Origin of the sequence: Glycomyces tenuis DSM 44171, assembly GCF_000427885.1 — a bacterium.
Taxonomy (GTDB): domain Bacteria; phylum Actinomycetota; class Actinomycetes; order Mycobacteriales; family Micromonosporaceae; genus Glycomyces; species Glycomyces tenuis.
Genome location: NZ_ATYW01000017.1, coordinates 97382 through 115305, shown reverse-complemented (window position 1 = coordinate 115305; position 17924 = coordinate 97382). Strand labels below are relative to the sequence as shown.

General features: G+C 68.5%; 15 protein-coding genes, 1 tRNA gene and 2 pseudogenes. 8 read left to right on the top strand and 10 right to left on the bottom strand.

What is annotated here, in order from left to right; genetic code table 11:
* Positions 1–61: 61 nt before the first annotated feature.
* Positions 62–1003, bottom strand: a complete 942-nt coding sequence (locus YWW_RS0118565; protein WP_026931285.1) for a phosphotransferase — start codon at positions 1001–1003, stop codon at positions 62–64.
* A 160-nt stretch (positions 1004–1163) separates the two neighbouring features.
* On the opposite strand from YWW_RS0118565, the gene YWW_RS31440 reads away from it, so the two are divergent.
* Positions 1164–2576 (top strand): helix-turn-helix domain-containing protein, encoded by a 1413-nt coding sequence (locus YWW_RS31440; RefSeq protein ID WP_156037350.1) that lies wholly within the window; start codon positions 1164–1166, stop codon positions 2574–2576.
* A 327-nt stretch (positions 2577–2903) separates the two neighbouring features.
* Here the strand turns inward: YWW_RS31440 and YWW_RS0118555 are convergent, their stop codons facing one another.
* The 3 genes and pseudogenes from YWW_RS0118555 to YWW_RS0118540 all read right to left on the bottom strand — a co-directional run bounded on the left by YWW_RS0118555 (position 2904) and on the right by YWW_RS0118540 (position 4753).
* Positions 2904–3479 carry a hypothetical protein gene (locus tag YWW_RS0118555; RefSeq protein WP_026931284.1) on the bottom strand — a complete coding sequence of 192 codons (576 nt, stop codon included), beginning with the start codon at positions 3477–3479 and terminating at the stop codon, positions 2904–2906.
* Between the two features lie 101 nt (positions 3480–3580).
* A pseudogene (locus YWW_RS35240) lies at positions 3581–3957 on the bottom strand (transposase family protein); the annotation flags it as partial.
* A 184-nt stretch (positions 3958–4141) separates the two neighbouring features.
* On the bottom strand, positions 4142–4753 hold the full coding sequence (locus YWW_RS0118540; protein ID WP_026931283.1) for a DoxX family protein: 612 nt from the start codon (positions 4751–4753) through the stop codon (positions 4142–4144).
* A 182-nt stretch (positions 4754–4935) separates the two neighbouring features.
* On the opposite strand from YWW_RS0118540, the gene sigJ reads away from it, so the two are divergent.
* The gene (gene sigJ, locus YWW_RS0118535) at positions 4936–5862 is read left to right on the top strand and encodes an RNA polymerase sigma factor SigJ (protein WP_026931282.1); all 927 of its coding nucleotides are present in this window, start codon (positions 4936–4938) and stop codon (positions 5860–5862) included.
* A 292-nt stretch (positions 5863–6154) separates the two neighbouring features.
* Positions 6155–7420 (top strand): ATP-binding protein, encoded by a 1266-nt coding sequence (locus YWW_RS0118530; RefSeq protein ID WP_026931281.1) that lies wholly within the window; start codon positions 6155–6157, stop codon positions 7418–7420.
* A 194-nt stretch (positions 7421–7614) separates the two neighbouring features.
* Here the strand turns inward: YWW_RS0118530 and YWW_RS0118525 are convergent, their stop codons facing one another.
* The gene (locus YWW_RS0118525; protein ID WP_035696939.1) at positions 7615–8868 is read right to left on the bottom strand and encodes an ATP-binding protein; all 1254 of its coding nucleotides are present in this window, start codon (positions 8866–8868) and stop codon (positions 7615–7617) included.
* A 308-nt stretch (positions 8869–9176) separates the two neighbouring features.
* Here YWW_RS0118525 and YWW_RS0118520 point away from each other — a divergent pair, with 308 nt between their 5' ends.
* Together YWW_RS0118520 and YWW_RS31430 are read left to right on the top strand one after the other, a co-directional pair.
* Positions 9177–9764, top strand: coding sequence for a type IV toxin-antitoxin system AbiEi family antitoxin domain-containing protein (locus tag YWW_RS0118520; RefSeq protein ID WP_026931279.1), 588 nt, complete (start codon positions 9177–9179; stop codon positions 9762–9764).
* 95 nt (positions 9765–9859) lie between these two features.
* Complete coding sequence (locus YWW_RS31430) at positions 9860–10666, top strand: nucleotidyl transferase AbiEii/AbiGii toxin family protein (protein ID WP_211228615.1); 807 nt, start codon at positions 9860–9862, stop codon at positions 10664–10666.
* A gap of 62 nt (positions 10667–10728) precedes the next feature.
* Here the strand turns inward: YWW_RS31430 and YWW_RS0118510 are convergent.
* The 4 genes and pseudogenes from YWW_RS0118510 to YWW_RS31425 form a co-directional block, all read right to left on the bottom strand.
* Positions 10729–10801 (bottom strand) — tRNA-Trp (locus YWW_RS0118510).
* Between the two features lie 89 nt (positions 10802–10890).
* The gene (locus tag YWW_RS0118505; protein WP_026931278.1) at positions 10891–11724 is read right to left on the bottom strand and encodes a MetQ/NlpA family ABC transporter substrate-binding protein; all 834 of its coding nucleotides are present in this window, start codon (positions 11722–11724) and stop codon (positions 10891–10893) included.
* A gap of 61 nt (positions 11725–11785) precedes the next feature.
* A complete protein-coding gene (locus YWW_RS0118500) occupies positions 11786–12439 on the bottom strand; it encodes a methionine ABC transporter permease (RefSeq protein WP_026931277.1) in 654 nt (217 codons plus the stop codon).
* Between the two features lie 59 nt (positions 12440–12498).
* A pseudogene (locus YWW_RS31425) lies at positions 12499–13215 on the bottom strand (methionine ABC transporter ATP-binding protein); the annotation flags it as partial.
* A gap of 219 nt (positions 13216–13434) precedes the next feature.
* On the opposite strand from YWW_RS31425, the gene YWW_RS0118490 reads away from it, so the two are divergent.
* From YWW_RS0118490 to nudC, 3 genes are read left to right on the top strand one after another with little or no spacing between them, the layout of a single operon-like run.
* A complete protein-coding gene (locus YWW_RS0118490) occupies positions 13435–14736 on the top strand; it encodes a M16 family metallopeptidase (RefSeq protein ID WP_035696936.1) in 1302 nt (433 codons plus the stop codon).
* Complete coding sequence (locus YWW_RS0118485; protein ID WP_026931275.1) at positions 14733–16043, top strand: M16 family metallopeptidase; 1311 nt, start codon at positions 14733–14735, stop codon at positions 16041–16043. Before YWW_RS0118490 ends, YWW_RS0118485 begins: the two co-directional genes overlap by 4 nt.
* Positions 16040–16909 (top strand): NAD(+) diphosphatase, encoded by an 870-nt coding sequence (gene nudC, locus YWW_RS0118480; protein ID WP_026931274.1) that lies wholly within the window; start codon positions 16040–16042, stop codon positions 16907–16909. The genes YWW_RS0118485 and nudC overlap by 4 nt, the downstream gene beginning before the upstream one ends.
* Here nudC and YWW_RS31420 read toward each other — a convergent pair.
* Positions 16906–17865: an EamA family transporter gene (locus YWW_RS31420; RefSeq protein ID WP_081687576.1), complete on the bottom strand. Its 960-nt coding sequence runs from the start codon at positions 17863–17865 to the stop codon at positions 16906–16908. The genes nudC and YWW_RS31420 overlap by 4 nt on opposite strands.
* Between the last annotated feature and the right edge of the window lie 59 nt (positions 17866–17924).

Sequence of the window (17924 nt, the reverse complement as noted above, 5' to 3'; positions counted from 1 at the left end):
CGTCGAATCCATGACGCATCCATGACGAGCTCGACCGGCCCGCGAAGCCCGCTCTCTGGGCTCAGGAGTCGCAGTTCGCGAGGTAGGCCTTCCAGCTGCGGCACTCGCTGATCGACTCCAGGCCCAGATACGGTGCGGCCCACATGACGAAGCCCGCCGCGTCGACGATGCCGGCGAGGTCGAGTGCCAACGGCAGCATCTTCAGCTCGGCGCCGGTGAGGGGCCTGACGCTCTGGTAGCCGGCCACGGCCGCCTCGACGAGGGCGGCGGGCAGCCGCATGTCGTCCTGTTCGAGCGCCGCGTAATGGCACCATCGGGCGAGATCGAGGATGAGCGGGCCTCGATTGAGCTCGTCGAAGTCGAGGACCGCGGTGACCGCGTCCCCGTCCACGAGCACGTTCTGCCGGTGCAGGTCATGGTGGAGAGGGCCGGAGGGAAGCTCGCCGAGCAGCCCCAGTGCCGCGGCGTTCCGCTCGAGGAAGCCGCGTGTCTCGGACCGCCAGAACTGCGCCCCCGCGAGCTTGACGTCGCTCGCGGCGGCCTGTTCGAGGATGCCGCGGCGGTCGACCACCGGTATCCGCTCGTCGGCCCAGCCCTCGGTGCTCACGTGCATCCGGGCCAGCAAGGCCCCGCACTGGCCGGCCAGCGCCTCCGTCATCGCCTCGGGGACGCGGCCGGAGACGAACGGGAACACCACGATCGGGTTCCCGCCGACCAACGCCACCCGCTCGCCCGCCTTGGGGAAGATCGGCATCGGCGTCGGGAACCCGTCTCGGGCGAGGTGCTCGAGCAGTGACACTTCGGCGCCGACCTTGGCACGGCCGGAGTGGAGGTATTCGCGGATCACCACCTCGCCCCGGTCGGTGGGGATCCGAGCGAGACGGTTGTCCTCGCCCCCGGTCAAGGGCACCGGCTCGCCCCGGGCCTGAAGCCCATACTGCTGCAAGAACTTCGGGAAATCGAGCCCGAACCGCTCCTTGGGCCAATACTGATCGCTCGTCATCCGAGCAGTATCACGGCAGCGCCCCTCACCGCGCCAACAGGTTAACCGGGCCGCTCCCGGTTCACAGACTTCACAGCGGCCCGTGGGAACTCGTATTGATCCGAAACTTATCGGTTGATCATCGCGTGTGGTTGGTGTGGGCGATGATCTGAGGGTGGACATGCGCAGGCTCTCGCCCCAGCAGCAGGAAGTGCTGCGGAAGCGAGTGATGGCCGCTGTAGGGGACGGCATGAGCACTGCCGAGGCGGTGCGGGTGTTCGGAGTCTCGCGCGGGTCGGTCCGGAACTGGAGGGCGCGCTTCGACACCGGTGGCGCCGCGGGTCTGTCTTCGGGGACGCCGGGCCGGCGGGACGGTGAGCAGACGAAGCTCTCAGCTTCGGAGGCCTGGGCCCTGGTGGAGTCAATCATCGACTCGCTCCAACGGGTCACCTCCGACGACAGGATGCGCGAGATCTGCTTCGTCAAGACGGCCCTGTTCAAGCTGAGCCGGGCCGAGACCGAGCGGATTGACCCGCACGCCCCGCATCCGCTCCACATGGAGCGGCTCATGAGCGACTCCGCGCTTCACTGCAATGCCGTGTTCCCGCTGCGCAACGTGTCCCTGGAGGAACGGTTCGGCGAGGCCGGAGCGGTGTACCGCTCGATCCGCGAGATCGTCCGGGACATCCTCCGCGAAGAGCACGGCGGCCTGCTTCATGACGCGTTGAAGTGGCTGCTCTACAAGCAGTGGGAATCATCTGATGAACCCAGCCCCGGCGTCGAATGCCCGCACTGCGACAACCTGACCGGTGGCCTTCCACATGGGGTGGACGAGACGCAGTGCCCCAACCTGAGGTGTGGTGAGCCGGTCTACATCACCGACGTACCCGGCCTTCACCTCGATATGAACGAGGAGTCGGCCCGAGACACGGTCGCGAGCGCCTATATGGCCATCCACGAGATGCTCCTGCTGGTCTCGTTCATCCAGCACTGCTGGGAGCGCGGAGACTTCGCGACCCTGGAGAACACCCTGCTGGTCAAGGACGGCCCGCTCATGTTCCCTCGGCAGTATGCGAAATTGACCAGACGGCTTCGGGAACTGCTGGAGTACGCCAAGCGGCAAGGAGTCACCATCCACCTGATGGGGCAGGAGAAGTCCGGAATGCTCTTCGACCACCTCGAAGACGAACGCCGGGCGCTGCACGCTGGGCAAGAGACCAAGTGGCCGCAGACCGCGATCCTGTCCCATCGGTACATCCGGGAGAAGGTCCAGCGGGCACCGCAGATGGAGAATCTCTACGGGAAGCGCACCAACTACGGTGAGAAGATCCTGGTCCGGCTCGATTCGAACTTCTCGCTTGTGCTCAACATCCCCACCGGACAGTACCTCGATGAACTAGAGAAACCATCACATCCTGAGGACTTCATCGGCTTTCATCGAATCGTCGCCACCCTGCCGCACCTGGTCAGCTATCTGCACGAGGGATCTCTGGCGCCCATCGACCTCGCTCACGGGATCGCCTCCTTGTCCGACTACCCGTCGACGCAGACCCTGAAGCTGTTCTCAGGCCTGGGCGAGCCCGTTCCCGATTGATGTCTCGTCGATCCCGCCGGCAGGATAGGCGGACACCGGGCCGCCGACTGGCCCGAAGGACCCGCATGCCAACGAACGGCGAGCGGCTCGAACCCTGCAGGATCGGACCGTTTTTCATGTTCTGATACATCACATTGCAGGGATCATCGAGGTCTATGGGGACCTGTATCCCGAAGTAGCGATCTTGAGCGCTCATCGGACATCGGATTGTCTGCGCCATCAGTGAAGCGCCGAGCCCCGGATGGGCGTACACGGAGCGCCCGGACTGTTCCGAAGGTCTCGCGAGCCACCTGTCATTCCGCGATCGAGTCGGCTCTCGCCTCCTGCTCAGCGCTGGGCCGTACGCTCGAGCTGCCGTGCCCGCAGCGCTGTGAACATCGGCTTTCGAGACGGGGACTCCGCCAGGCCGCCATGGAGCGTCGCGGTGATCGCGGCCGACGCCGCGGACCTGTCGACCGCGGAGATGCAGGCGCCGATGATATCGAGGACCTCGTCGGCCGCCGCGTTCACGAGTTCGGGGTCGGCGGTCTTGGTGCCGTTGGAGAACCCGCGCACGAGGTCGATGTCGTCGATGACGCGGCGGTCCGTGCAGGTGTGCATGCGACGCCCGTATCCGGTGCCGTCGATCCAGGAATCGACCATGAACACGAGCTGGTGCGCCGACCGGTCCCACAGCAGGTCGCCGTCGAGCAGTGCCGACAATGCGGGGAGACGCTGCGCATGCGCGAGCGTGGACTGGAGGGCGGCCGAAGCATCGTCCTGAGAGAAATAGCTGTAGGCCATACATGAACCGTATCCGGTGAGCGGCCTGAACCCGCAGCTGCCGTACCCCGCGCGGCGGCTGGCCACGGGAGTCTGTTCCGTCAGGACGTACTCGACCGCTTCCGCGTTCTGAACGACCACTTCGGCGACTGAATCGGCGGGCCTCAGGGCGCGAGGACCCGATTGGGGCGAGTCGGCTTGCCTTCGCCCTTGCAGGGCGTGATCACCAGGTCGACGTCGAGGCCCTGGTAGGCCGTGTCCGCGAGGGCGAACAGGCCGTGCTCGCGCAGCAGCCGCGGCACCTGCCAGATCCAGGCGGCCTTGACATCGTGCACTGAGCCGCCGATCGCGCCCCAGGCCCATAGCAGGTTCCCATCGGGATCGGCGATGGCCTGGAGGTTCATCCCGCACGACCGGTGCTTGCCGGCGTAGAACGGCCGATCGGCCGCGAGCCGGTCGCAGCGGACGAGGGTGCCGTCGAGGATGACGAAGCCCGGCCCAAGCGCTTGGCCCGGCGCAGCCCGGACTGCGGTTTCGGGGCGCAGGCGGCCAGCAGGTCGATCACCTCGTGCACTCGCTGTGCGGCGGTCGCCCGCGAGATCCTGAAACCGGACGTCAGTGGTTCCCACACGGTCCGGCTCGTCCAGCGCCCGTCCGCTCGCAAACCGGATGCATGGCGAGTGCTGAATTCGACGAGTTCAACCGCCACATCATCGGCCTCATCGAAGTGATCGGCGAGTACCGACCAAGCGAGACCTGATCCGGCCGGTCCAGGGCGTGGCTGCGAATCCTCGGCAAGGCGGCTATTCGGTGATCCAGCCGTAGTCGACCGCCCACTGGTACGTCATGTCATCGAAGATGGGAAGCGTGAGGATGGAGACGGCGTACAGGACGACGAGGACGACGAGCGGGACGACCCAGGCGCGCGGGCGGATCTCCCAGGCGCCGGTCCCCGGCTCGTCGGCGCCCCTGCCTGTTCGGGGCACGCGGCGGTCGGCGGGGCGCAGCGCCCACGAGGCGATGGCGAGGGCCCCGAAACCCAGCGGCACCGACCACGTCTGAACGTCGTCGCCGACGATCAGGTGCGACACCACCGCGCCCACCCACAGGAAGCAGCAGCCCACATACGCCCATTCCTTGAGGATCGGGAGGCCGGGCGCCACGATCGCGATGGCCGCGCCGAGTTGCGCCGCGCCCAGGATGTGGGCGAAGTAGTGCGGGTAGCCCAGGTGGTGCAGCTGGACTTCGACCCATGTGATCGGCACCAGGTTCCACACCGACCCAGAAGCCAATTCGTAGGCGACCACCAAGGTCACGGCCCAGAAGGCGATCGATCGGAATCGGCCCGGCCCGCTGCGCGCCGTCGAGCGCTCGACGGTCGCGCGTGGGAAGTCGTGGGTCGTTCGTGTCGGCATGGCGGCTCCTCGTCATTTCGGTCCGGTCGGTGTGCCCTGAGCAGCACGCCGCCCTACACCAGTACGACAATCGAGCCCTCTGGAATGTGAGGTGACGCGACGACCTCACATTCCAGCGTGCTGTCATGTCGGAACGGTGAGGACCGAAGCGAGAGGGGGAGCGGGATGACGGGCGGCATGCCATGACCAACCGATTCGGGCCGGAGCACGGTCAGGCCGATCCGGACCTGAGCGCGATCATGGGCGAGCGGCCCCAGCTGATCAACGTCGCCTACCGGCTCCTCGGCTCCCTCGCCGACGCCGAGGACGTCGTGCAGGAGACCTACGCCCGGTGGTGCGCCATGTCCCCGGAGCAGCGGGACGACATCAGTTCACCCGGCGCCTGGCTGACCACGGTCGCCAGCCGCATCTGCCTCAACCTGCTCAACTCGGCGCGGTCCAGACGGGAGACCTATGTGGGCGAATGGCTTCCCGAGCCGCTGCCCGACCTCTCCGAGCGGGACGTCGGCCCCTCGGGCGCCGCGGCGGTCGACCCGGCCGACCGGATCACCCTCGACGAGTCGGTCCACATGGCGTTCCTCGTCGTGCTGGAGTCGATGACCCCGGCCGAGCGCGTCGCGTTCATCCTGCACGACGTCTTCCGCTATCCCTTCAACGACGTGGCCGAGGTCGTGGGGCGTTCACCGGCGGCCTGCCGCCAGTTGGCCTCATCGGCCCGCCGCCGCGTCCGCGGGGAGCGCGCGCCCGCCGCGTCCGCGGACCGGCGCGCCGCGATCGTCCGAGACCTCAAGCGAGCCTGGGAGGCCAAGGACATCGACGCGCTCATCGGCCTGCTCGACCCGGACGTCACCGCGATCGTCGACGGCGGCGGTGCCGCCAGTGCGCTGCTCCGCCCGGTCGAAGGTGCCGAGCAGATCGTGCGCTCCCTGGCCCCGTTCGAGAGCCGGCTCCGCAAGATGGAGTTCCTGGAAAGCACGGTCAACGGCCAGCCCGGCCTCATCGCACAGCTGGGCGGCGTCACCGTGTCGGTGTACGCGTTCGACTTCGAGGGCGACCGCATCACCCGCATCTGGGCGGTGCGCAACCCCGCGAAACTCAGTCGGTGGTGAAACACGGCCCAACCGGTGCCGCGCCCCGGAATCAGCGACAACGACAGTGAAGGGCCCAGGCCATTCGGCCTGGGCCCTTCTATGCATCTGCAGGGATCATCGAGGCCTATGGGAACTTGTTCCCGCAGGTAGACGCCCTTCATACCCGCATGGTGGTCAGTCTGGCTGGAAGGTGGTAGCTGTAACCAGCGTTGAGCGCGGCCGAACTGGGATCAGAAGTTCGGCGAAACTATGACTGTAGTATCGGCAGATCTGTTATTACGATCATAAATTCGTCTGATATCGTCGCCGCATGTCGAACCTTCTGCCTCGCCGAGCGCTCGCCCATTTGAACGAGCGCGTTGACGCGTTCCGAGCGGTCGTGGTCGGTGGTCCTCGGCAAGCGGGAAAGACCACGCTGCTGCGGCAGCTGCATGCTGAACGAGGCGGAACCTTCGCGACGCTCGATGATCCGACCGTTCTCCAGACGGTCCGGGCCGACCCGTCGGGATTCGCAGGATATGGTTCGGCGCCGCGGATCTTCGACGAGGTCCAACGCGGTGGCGATGATCTTCTGCTCGCGGTCAAGCGGCTCATGGATCTCGACGATGCGCCCGGCCAGTTCGTGCTGTCGGGCTCGACGCGGTTTCTGACGGTACCGACATTGTCAGAGTCGCTTGCGGGGCGAGCCGTGTTCGTCGATCTCTGGCCGTTGAGCGCCGCCGAGCGGACGAGGTCAGAGGTGGATGCGCCTGCGCTCCTGTTCGATCGGGAGCGATTGTTGCACTCATCGCCGGCATCGCAGTGGGGTAGGGGCGACTACTTCAAACTCATCTGCGAGGGAGGCTATCCGGAGGCGATCCGAATCCGGTCCGAATCGCTTCGCGCGGACTGGTTCGACAGCTATGTGTCCACGGTGGTATTGCGGGACGTCGCGGAGTTCGCAGACGTTCGCCATGCCAACCTGGTGCCGCAACTCCTGCGCCTGGTCGCCGCGCGTAGCGGGTCGAACCTGGTGTTTTCCGATCTCGCCAGGAGCCTCGAGCTCAACCACGCCACCGTCCGTGACTACCTCGGCTATCTCGACATCGTCTACCTGACCGCGAAACTGCCGACGTGGTCGACCAACCTGACCTCGAAGCTCATCAAGACCCCGAAGGCCTACGTCACCGACTCGGGTCTGACGGCATCGCTGCTCGGGGCGGATCTGGAAGCGGTGTCCGCCCCTGGGCACCCGCTCGCGGGACCGCTGGTGGAGACCTTCGTGTTCGCCGAGCTGACCCGACAGCTCACAGTGAGCGCGATCAGGGCTGGACTGCATTTCTACCGCGACAGGGACGGCCGCGAGATCGACTTCGTACTCGAACGCAGAGACGGAGCGGTAGTCGCCATCGAGGTCAAGGCTTCGGCGACGGTGCGGTCCGACTCGTTCAAGCACCTCCATTGGCTGCGTGATCGACTCGGTGACCGGTTCCGCGCGGGCTATGTCCTCTACCTGGGTGAGGAGCTGCGGCCGTTCGGACCTGACATGGCAGCCGTTCCCCTCTCAGCGCTCTGGGGTGGCGCGCCCCTGCCGTGACCGCCGCTTCGACGCATTGAGGCCCACCGCAACTCGGCAGCGATCGACGTGCGCCCGGCAACTCGAATGGGGAAAGTGAAGGGCCTCTCCGACATACCGGAGAGGCCCTTCAGCGATCTGCAGGGATCATCGAGGCCTATGGGAACTTGTACCCGCAGGTCACGGTCGTGCGCACCCGATTGGAACCATTCGCTCTAGGTCGACGTCGGTCGAGACCAGAGGGCGGCGATCGGTGCGGCGATCACCCGGTCGCCGAGAGTGAACGAACGCGGGCCGGTGTGCAGGACTGCGCCTCCGAGGAATCGGTCGCCGAGTTCATCGCGGAGCCAGGCCAGGTGTCGCCCGTCTTTGGCGGCGACCGCCGATGACGACTTGATCTCGAAGGCGAACACACTGCCGTCGGGGTACTCGGCAAGGAGGTCCACTTCGTGGAGCTGGTCGCTCGTACGCAGGTGGTGCAGCACGGGATCGGACTCGCCCAAGCGGGCCTCGACACGGAGCTGACTGGCGACGAAGGTGTCGAGCATCCGCCCGACCATGTCGGCGTCGCGTCGCAGACCTTGGCGGTCCACTTGAAGGACGGCGGCCGCTACGGCGGGATCGATGATGTACCGTTTCGGCGTCTTCGCCAGGCGTTTCAAGCGGTTGTTCCACCACGCCGGCACTTCCTCGACGAGTAGGAGGTTCCCCAACAGGCGGTCGTACGCCTGCGCGGTCCTGCTGTTGATGCCTGCGGCCTCGTAGAGCGTCTTCGCGACCGTGACCCCGGCGGTGTTGAGGCAGAGGGCATGCAGGTATCGCCGCAGTTTGATCGGATCCCGTCCGCCGTCGATGAGTTCGGCATCCCTCGAGACCACCTGATCGACGTATGCCCTGAGCCATCGGTTCCGAGCAGTAGCGCTGGGCGCCAGGACGGAGTCGGGGTATCCGCCGCGGATCGTGAAGTCCAGATAGTCGTTGAGGGCTAGATCCGTCGTCGCCCCTCGTAGCGCTCCCTCGGGATCGGAACGCAGACGATCGAAGAGCGGAGCCACCTCCACGTTCCCTTCGACCTCCCTTTGGATGAGGCCGTACATCTCGACCCGAATCGCACGCCCTGTTAGCGGCCACCCCTCGGCTTCGAGGTCCGAACGGACGGAACCGGTGATGAGGAACGCGCCCGGCCCGGGCCGAGCGTCGACCGCACGCTTCACGGCACCGAGGACCCCCGGCGCCACCTGCCATTCGTCCAGCAGCACCGGCCGGTCCACATCAAGGGCCCCTTCAGGATCGGCGCGCACAACCGCCGCTTCAGCCTCGCGGTCGAGCTGGATCACGGTCCGCGCGTGACGCCGAGCCGTCGTTGTCTTGCCGCACGCTCGCGGTCCGACGATGAGCACAGCCGGAAAATCCTCCATGAGATCGTCAACCAACTGGTCTGCGATGCGCGCGATGTATTCCCTGCTCATAATGCCACAATACCAAGATTCTGGAACTCTGAGTACCAAGATTATCGGCGTGTCGACACCAAGTTTCTCAGGGGTAGCGACTGTCGGGCCCGCTTCTCGTACGGCGAGTGCAGGGAAAAGGGCCCGGCTGAGCGACCGTCGTGATCACAACATCCAAAAAGGCCCGAACCGCATGCGGTTCGGACCCTTTCAATCTGCAGGCCTCATCGATGCCTATGGGAATCTGTTTCCGCAGGTGAGAGCCATGTACAAGAACATGGCAAGGAACAAGTCCATACCTTAAACATAAACATGGTATGGTTTTGTTCATGGCTGTCCAACTGGATGAGCTTCCAGCCACGTTCACGCTCCCGGAGGTCATCGCCGCGGGCGGGTCCCGACGAGCGGTGTACTCATGGCGAGACTCGGGGAAGGTCGTCCAGATCTCCCGAGGCGTGTACCGCAAGGCCGACGCGGCCGAGACCGCGTACCTCGACGTCCTGGCGGCTGCCAAGCGCGCTCCACGCGGGGTCGTCTGCCTGGTGTCAGCGTTGGCGCTCCATGAGTTGACCGACGACATTCCGCCGGCTGTGCAGCTGGCGGTGCCGAGGGGCGTCAATCCGCCGCGCATCGCCTATCCGCCGACAGAGGTGCACCGCTTCGATCCCGCCACTTTTGACATCGGCAAACAGCCCTTCGAAGCAGCGCCCGGAGAGTCGGTGAACGTCTACTCGCCCGAGCGTGCCATCGCTGACGCGATGCGTATGCGCCACCTGGTCGGTGAGGGTGTCGCGCTCGCGGCGTTGCGGACCTACCTCGCCGAGAAGCGCGGTCGACCCGCGGAACTGATGAACGTTGCCAGGAGGCTTGGCCGTGCCTCCGCGTTGACCGATGCGATGCGGGTGATACTCAGCTGATGCCGACTCCCTCTCGAGACACGACGGCGGGTCGTGTGTTCAACGATCTGCGAAACACCGCTCGGCGACAGCAACGAGGCACTGACGAGCTCTTGGTGGCCTACGCGCTGGAGCGCTGGCTCTACCGTGTCTCCGTCTCGCCCTATCGGGAGCAGTTCATCCTCAAGGGCGGACTGCTGCTCGCGGCCTTCGATGCTCGCAGGCCCACCCGCGACGCCGACCTGCTCGGACGCATGGACAACGACGTCGAGGTACTCGTCGACCGAGTCGGTGAGATCGCCGGTATCGGTGTCGACGACGGCCTCCAGTTCGACACCGACCAGATCCGTGCGACGGTCATCCGTGAGGACGACTTGTACTCCGGCCTCCGGATCACGATGCCCGCCTTCCTCGGGAAGGCACGGATCAAGCTGGCCCTGGATGTCAACTTCGGCGATCCCGTCACACCGGGAGCGGTTCGCATCCCCTATCCGAGTGTGCTCGAATCCCAGAGCTTCGAGATCCTGGCGTACCCCATCGAGACCGCCCTCGCCGAGAAGATCACCACGGCGGTGAACCTCGGCGAGATCAATACCCGGGAGCGGGACTGGGCCGACATCTGGCGGCTCACAGGCGGGCACGACCTCGATGGCGGCACGCTTTCCGAGGCGCTGCGACGCACAGCCGAGTATCGGGGCATCCCGCTCGGGCCGCTGTCCCAGCGAATCGGCTCATTGGTCGACTCGCGCGAAGGCAACTACCGGACCTGGCGCCGCAGGCAAGGAGCCGAGGTCGAGAGCTATCCCGAAGGCTTCGGAGCACTGATCGCCGATGTCATCCGCTTCGCGGACCCGCTGCTGAGCGGCAGCGCCGCGAACTCACGATGGAGCGGCCGAGCGCGAACATGGGATGAGCAGGCCTGAGAGACAAAGAAAACGAGGCGCGGTCGTCACAATGTGACGACCGCGCCTCGACTGATCATCTGCAGGGGCGACAGGACTCGAACCTGCAACCCTCGGTTTTGGAGACCGATGCGCTACCAATTGCGCCACGCCCCTACGCCAGACCCGTTGCCCGGCCTGGCCGCAACCATCTTACGTGGCGATTCCAGGCCGGTGCAACCGGGTTCCGGTGGTGTTGGCGCAGGTCAGGAGGCTGGGACGACGGAGCCGTCCGCCCAGGTCTCTGCGATGTACCGGCGCACCTCGTCGGACTGGAGCAGCTCGGCGAGTTTCTGGACGTCCTCGTTCTCGGCGTTCGCCGACGTGGTGACCAGGTAGTTCGCGTACGGGTTGCCCTCGGGGGACTCGCTCACGAGGGCGTCCTCGGCGGGGCTGAGGTCGGCTTCGAGGGCGTAGTTGCCGTTGATCACGGCCGCGTCCACGTCCGGGAGCGAGCGGGCCAGCTGCGCGGCTTCGAGCGGGACGAACTCGAGGTTCTTCGGGTTCTCCGCGACGTCGTCCTCGGTGGCCAGGGTCGGGTCGACGCCCTCGGCCAGGGTGATCAGGCCCGCGTCGGCCAGCAGGGCCAGGGCCCGGCCGCCGTTCGAGCCGTCGCCCGGGATGGCGACCTGGCCGCCCTCGGGGATCGCCTCGACCGAGTCGGCCTTGTCGGAGTACAGGCCCAGCGGCTCGATGTGGACCGGCGCCACGGTGACCAGGTCGGTGCCGTTCGCCGCGTTGTACTCCTCCAGGTAGGGCTCGGTCTGGAAGAAGTTCGCGTCCACCGAGCCGTCCGCGGTCGCCACGTTCGGCTGCACGTAGTCGGTGAACTCCTCGATCTCGATCTCGATGCCGGCGTCGTCGGCCAGCTCCTCGGAGATGAAGGTCAGGATGTCGGCGTGGGGCACCGGCGTCGCCGCGACGACCACGGTCCCGTTGGTCTCGGTCGCCTCGGACTCGTCCGAGCCGCCGCAGGCGGTCAGGGCCAGGGTCGAGGCGGCCGCGATGGTACTGCCCAGGAGGACTCGACGGTTGAACATATTCTACTCCTTTAGTAGGAAATTGCTGGATGCGGTTGGCAAGGGACGTTCAGGGGTGGGTCTAGCGGCGGTCGAGGGTGCGGGCGCCCCGGTCGCCGAGAATCTGGAACAGCTGCACGAGCACGACCAGCACGACCAGCGGCCAGATCATGTACTCGGTCTCGAAGCGCTGGTACCCGTAGCGGTAGGCCAGGTCGCCCAGGCCGCCGCCGCCGACGATGCCGGCCATCGCCGAGTACGAGACGACCGCGACGAGCGTCACGGTGAACCCGCGGATGAGCCCCGGCGTCGCCTCCGGCAGCACGACGCGCCACACCAGGGCCGGCGTCGAGGCGCCCATCGAGCGGGCCGCCTCGATCAGCCCCGGCTGCACTTCGAGCAGCGAGGACTCCACGAGCCGGGCGAAGAACGGGATGGACGCCACCGCCAGCGGCACGATCGCCGCCTCGGTCCCGATGGTCGTCCCGGTGATCGCCCTGGTCAGCGGCACCACCGCGACCATGAGCAGCACGAACGGGGCGCTGCGGCCGATGTTGACGGCCAGGCCGAGGGGCGCGTTGACCACGGCCAGCGGCCTCGGGCCGGTCTTCGAGGTGACGTAGAGGATCACGCCGAGGACCAGGCCGCCCAGGAGCGTCCAGGCCCCCGAGACGCCGACGATGTGCAGGGTCTCCAGCAGCGACTCGTACAGCTGCTCGGTCAAGCGGTCGTTCACGCCCGCTCACCCCCGTCGAGGGCGCTCTCGCCGAGCAGCCGCGCGGCCAGGCGCCGCGCCGAGGACCCCAGGCGCGTGTCGGGGTCGCCCAAGAGCTCGGCGACGGCGCCGGTCTCGGCGAAACGCCCGGCCTCCATCACCGCGGCGCGGTGGCAGATCCGGGTGATGACCTCGAGCTCGTGGGTGATGAGCAGGATCGTCAGCCCCAGCTCGCGGTTGAGCTCGGCGAGCAGGTCGAGGATCTCGTCGGTGGTGTCGGTGTCGAGCGCGCTGGTGGCCTCGTCGGAGAGCAGCACGGTCGGATCGGCCGCCAGGGCGCGGGCGATCGCCAGGCGCTGGCGCTGCCCGCCGGAGAGCTGCCCGGGGTAGGCGCGGGCCTTGTCGGCCAGGCCCACCAGGTCGAGCAGTTCGACCGAGCGGGCGCGGCGCGCGGCGCGGGGAACCCCCGCGAAGCGCAACGGCAGCGCCACATTGGAGGCGGCGTTGCGGTTGGACAGCAGGTTGAAATGCTGGAAGATCATCGCCGTCCCCGCCCGCGCGGCCCGCAGCTCGCGCCCTCGCAGGGCGGTGAGCTCGGCTCCGTCGACGTGGACGGTCCCCTCGTCGGGCCTGGTGAGGAGGTTGACGGTGCGCAGCAGCGTGGACTTGCCCGCCCCCGAGCGGCCGAGGATGCCGAAGATCTCGCCGGGCTGGACCTCGAGGTCGACGCCGTCGAGCGCGACGGTGGCGCCGAAGCGTTTGCTCACGCCGGACAGGCGGATGCTGGGCTTGGACATTGAATCGCTTTCGCCGTGGGTTCACTGCCGCTTCGGGGCGCGGCGGACGTGGGGGCCCTCAGACGGCGCACATTCGGCAGCACGAGGCCGCGACGCGCCGAGCGCCGCGGTCGGAGATCGTGTACCACCTGTTCACAGTTGGCAAGTGAAGCAGGTGAACGTACGGGATCCAAGTTTCTGTGATCAACACCGCGCGGTCTCTTGAGATAGGGTCTGGCCATGACTGTTGCGACGATTCCCGCACCGGCGTTCGCGATCGAGACCTTCCGGCTCGACAACGGACTGCGGGTGGTCCTGGCCCCCGACCCCGGCGCTCCGGTGGTCGGCGTGGCGGTGGTGTACGACGTCGGCATGCGTTCGGAGCCCGAGGGCCGGACCGGATTCGCGCACCTGTTCGAGCACATGATGTTCCAGGGCTCGCACAACGTCGGCAAGGCCGAGCACATGCGGCACGTCCAGTCCGCGGGCGGCACCTTCAACGGCTCGACCCACATCGACTACACCGACTACTTCAACCTCCTCCCCGCGAACGGCCTGGAGCTGGCCCTGTTCCTGGAGGCCGACCGCATGCGGGGCCCGGCGATCACCGCCGAGAACCTCGAGAACCAGGTCAGCGTCGTCAAAGAGGAGATCCGGGTCAACGTCCTCAACCGGCCCTACGGCGGCTTCCCCTGGCTCAAGCTCCCGCCGGTCATGTTCGACACCTTCCCCAACGCCCACGACGGCTACGGCTCCTTCGACGACCTCGAGGCCGCCACCGTCGAGGAGGCCCAGGCCTTCTTCGACGCCTACTACCCGGCCTCCAACGCCGTCCTCTCCGTCGCCGGCGACTTCGAGCCCGCGGCCGCCCGCGCCCTGGTCGAGAAGCACTTCGGCGACGTCGCGGCCCGCCCCGCCCCGGTCCTGCCCTCCTTCGCCGAACCGGACCTGGACGAAGAGCGCCGCGAGTCCTACGTCGACGAGCGGGCCACGCTCCCGGCCGTCGCCATGGCCTGGCGCACCCCCGACCCCGTGACCGAGCTGACCGGCTTCCTGCCCTACGTCGTCCTCGGCGAGCTCCTCACCGACGGCGACGCCTCCCGCCTGGTCGAGCGCCTCGTCCACCGCGACCGCACCGCCACCGCCGTCGCCGCCCACGCCACCTTCATGGCCGAGCCCTTCGCCTCCAGAGGCCCGACCGCCCTGCTCATCCAGGCGTTCCTGCCGCCGACCGGCGACGCCGACACCGTCATGGCCGGCGTCGGCGAAGAGCTCGCCCGCGTCGCCGACGGCCTCGACGAGGCCGAACTCGGCCGCGTCAAGGCCCGCGTCGCCGCCCAGCTGCTGCGCGGCGACGACTCGGTCATGGGCCGCTCCCGCCGCCTGGCCACCGCCGAGGTCTTCCACGGCGACGCCCGCTACGCCACCAGGTTCGCCACGCTCCTGGGCGAGGTCACCGCCGAGTCCGTCGCGCGGGCCGCCGCCACCCTGACCCCGAACCGCCGCGCCGTCATCGAAGTCGTTCCCGGAGGAAACCAGTGAGCACCGCCGTACCGGCACTGTCGCCGGAAGTCCCGCTCGCGCTGCCGACCCCGGTCGAGCGCGCCCTGCCCAACGGGTTGTCGGTGACGCTGGTCCGCAGGCCGGGCGTCCCGCTGGCCGAAGTGCGCCTGTCGATCCCGGCCGCGCACGCCGACCTCGCCGTCGCCGACCTCCTGGCCGCCGCCCTGTTCTCCGGCACCGAGTCCTCGACGATGACCCAGATCGCCCAGCGCCTCCAAGGCGTCGGCGGCAGTCTCGGCGCCGGAGCCGACCCCGACCGGATCGCCGCCTCCGGCAACTGCCTCGCCAGCGGCCTGGGCGAGCTGCTCGACGTCCTCGGCGAGCTCCTCACCGCCGCCGACTACCCCGAAGGGCCGCTCGGCGTCGAGCGGTCCCGCATGATCGACGGCCTCTCCGTCGCCGAGCAGCAGCCCGAGTTCCAGGTCTCCCGGGCGCTCGACGCCCGCCTGTGGGGCGAGCACCCCTACGGCCACCAGCAGCCGACCGCGGCCGAGGTCGCCGCCGTCGAACGCGAGGCCGTGCGCGCCCTCCACGCCTCCCGCCTCCACCCGACCGGGGCGCGCCTCATCATCGTCGGCGACATCGACCCCGACGCGACCTGGGCCGCCATCGAGAAGTCCCTGAGCTCCTGGAACGGCGTCGGCGAACCGCGGCACATGGAGCCGCTGCCGCAGCCGGCGCCCGGCCCGATCGTCCTGGCCGACCGGCCCGGCTCGGTCCAGTCCGCGATCCGCGTCGCCTACCCCGCCGTGGCGCGCACCCACGCCGACAACGCCGCGCAGCACCTGGCGAACCTGATCTACGGCGGCTACTTCACCTCGCGCCTGGTCATGAACCTGCGCGAATCCAAGGGCTACGGCTACTCGCCGCGATCCAGAGTGGACCATTCACCGGCCGGTTCGGTGCAGCTGACCAGCGTCGACGTCGCCACCGAGGTGACCGCGCCGGCGCTGGCCGAAGTCGTCGCCGAACTGCGCGGCATGGCCGAGAACCCGCCCGACGAGGCCGAGCTCGACCTGGCCCGCCGCTACGCGCTCGGCTCGGTGAAACTCGCCACCGCCACCCAGGCCGGCATCGCGAACTACACGTCCGCGCTCGCCTCCTGCGGCCTGCCGCTGTCGTGGCTCGCCGAGCACTCCGAGCGGCTGCGCGCGGTCACCCCGACCGACATCAAGCGCGTCGCCGCCGAGCGGATGAGCCCCGAGGGCGCGGTCACCGTCATCCTCGGCGACGGCTCCCACGTCACCGCGCCGCTCTCCGAAATCGCCGAGATCGAGGTCCTGTGAACCGCCCGCCCCTGGCGATCGAGGCGCTCGACCGGTGCGCCGAGCACCGCTGGGAGCCCGAATGGATCTCCGACGCCTGGCAGCGGGCCCAGATCGTCGTCTGCGACCCCGCGGCCGACCGGATCGACGCCGACGAGGACGGCCTGCGCTACTTCGACGCCGAGACCGCGCCCGAAGGCGAGCGCGTCTACCTCGGCGGCGAGGACCCGCCGGTGTTCGCCGTCATCGGCAGCGTCCCCGACGGCCTGCCCACCCGCTGGATCGGCGGCCACTGGAACCGCCGCGACCTCGCGGTCGCCGTGGAGGCCATCGCGATGATGCACTGGCGCTCCGCCTACCGGTACCACCCGACGACCGGCGAGGAGCTCGCGCCCGCGCAGGCGGGATGGGAACTGGAGACCGCCGCGGGCGACCGCGTGTTCCCGCGCACCGACCCGGCCGTCATCGTCCTCATCGACGACGGCGCCGACCGGGTCCTGCTCGCCCATCACCGCCGCTACGGCGGCTCGTCCGCATCGGTGCGGAAGGCCCGCTACGCCTGCATCGCCGGGTTCGTGGAACCGGGCGAGTCCGCCGAGGCCGCCGTGCACCGCGAAGTCGGCGAGGAGACCGGCATCAAGCTCGACCGGCTCGCCTACGTCTCGAGCCAGCCGTGGCCCTACCCCAGGTCGCTGATGCTCGCCTACCGGGCCAGCGCCGACCCCTCCCAGGAGCTGCGGATCCAGGAGGACGAGATCGTCGACGCCCGCTGGTTCACCCGCGAGGAGGTGCGCCGCATGTGGATCGAGACCGATCGGGACACGCCGAGCGCGGTGCGGATCTCGGTCGCCAGGTTCCTCATCGAGGGCTGGCTCGCCGAAGGCTAGACCGCCGTCGGCGCCAGCTCGGCTTCGTCCTCGTCGTCGGGGGCGCGGCGCTTCGCGACGGCCCGCTGGGCGGTGAAGACACCGGCGATGACGACCAGGCCGCCGATGATCTGCGGCACCGTCAGCGCCTCGCCGATCAGCGCCCAGGCGGCCAGCGCGGCCACCACGACCTCGGCGTAGCCGATCGCCCCGGCCACCGGCGCGGACAGGAACCGCAGCCCGGTCAGGCCGAGCGTGTACGCCACGGCGGTGCAGACGACGAGCGCGACGAGGCTGGCGAGGCTCGTGGCCTCGGCGCCGAGGAGCGTCACCGGCGACGACAGCGAGGCCCAGTCCATCGCCCACGGCGCGGCCAGCGGCGCGAGCGCAATGGTGCCGACGGTGAAGCCGACGGCGAGCATGACCCGCACGTCCACCTTCGCGGTGAGCCGCTCGCCGGAGAGGAAATAGGTGGCCTGGCAGGCCGCGGCGGCCGAGCCGGCCAGCAGCCCGACGGCGTCCAGCCGCAGCCCGGACCACACCTCGACGACGATGCACAGCCCCGCGAGGCTGAGCAGCGCGCCGACCACGGCGGCACGCGGCAGCGGGCTGCGGCGCACGAACCGGACCCAGGCGACGACGACGATGGGGCCCATGAACTCCAGCAGCAGGGCGATGCCGACGGGGAGCCGCTCGACGGCGACGAAGTAGAAGGCCTGGACGCCGGCGATGGCGGTGAGCCCGAACAGGACCAGCGCCGCCAGCGGCGGTTTCGGCCCGTGGCGGCGGGCCCGCAGCAGCGGCCAGATCGCCGCGGCGACGGCGATGAGGCCGACGCCGACGATGCGCAGCCACGTCACCTGGACCGGCGTCAGACCGGCCTGGATGACGACCTTGCCGAAAGGACCGCAGACGCCGAAGAACACGGATGCCAGGAGGATCAGGACGACGCCGAGAGCGGCTCGGGGGGACGACATCGGGCGGCTCCTCATGGGCGAAGGCCGCCGAGCCGATGCGCGGCTCGGCGGGGCGACCG

Coding starts and splice junctions, on each gene's coding strand:
- YWW_RS0118565 (WP_026931285.1), bottom strand. CDS start 1,003: ATGACGAGCGATCAGTATTGGCCCAAGGAGCGGTTCGGGCTCGATTTC.
- YWW_RS31440 (WP_156037350.1), top strand. CDS start 1,164: ATGCGCAGGCTCTCGCCCCAGCAGCAGGAAGTGCTGCGGAAGCGAGTG.
- YWW_RS0118540 (WP_026931283.1), bottom strand. CDS start 4,753: ATGCCGACACGAACGACCCACGACTTCCCACGCGCGACCGTCGAGCGC.
- sigJ (WP_026931282.1), top strand. CDS start 4,936: ATGACCAACCGATTCGGGCCGGAGCACGGTCAGGCCGATCCGGACCTG.
- YWW_RS0118530 (WP_026931281.1), top strand. CDS start 6,155: ATGTCGAACCTTCTGCCTCGCCGAGCGCTCGCCCATTTGAACGAGCGC.
- YWW_RS0118525 (WP_035696939.1), bottom strand. CDS start 8,868: ATGAGCAGGGAATACATCGCGCGCATCGCAGACCAGTTGGTTGACGAT.
- YWW_RS0118520 (WP_026931279.1), top strand. CDS start 9,177: ATGGCTGTCCAACTGGATGAGCTTCCAGCCACGTTCACGCTCCCGGAG.
- YWW_RS0118505 (WP_026931278.1), bottom strand. CDS start 11,724: ATGTTCAACCGTCGAGTCCTCCTGGGCAGTACCATCGCGGCCGCCTCG.
- YWW_RS0118490 (WP_035696936.1), top strand. CDS start 13,435: ATGACTGTTGCGACGATTCCCGCACCGGCGTTCGCGATCGAGACCTTC.
- YWW_RS31420 (WP_081687576.1), bottom strand. CDS start 17,865: ATGTCGTCCCCCCGAGCCGCTCTCGGCGTCGTCCTGATCCTCCTGGCA.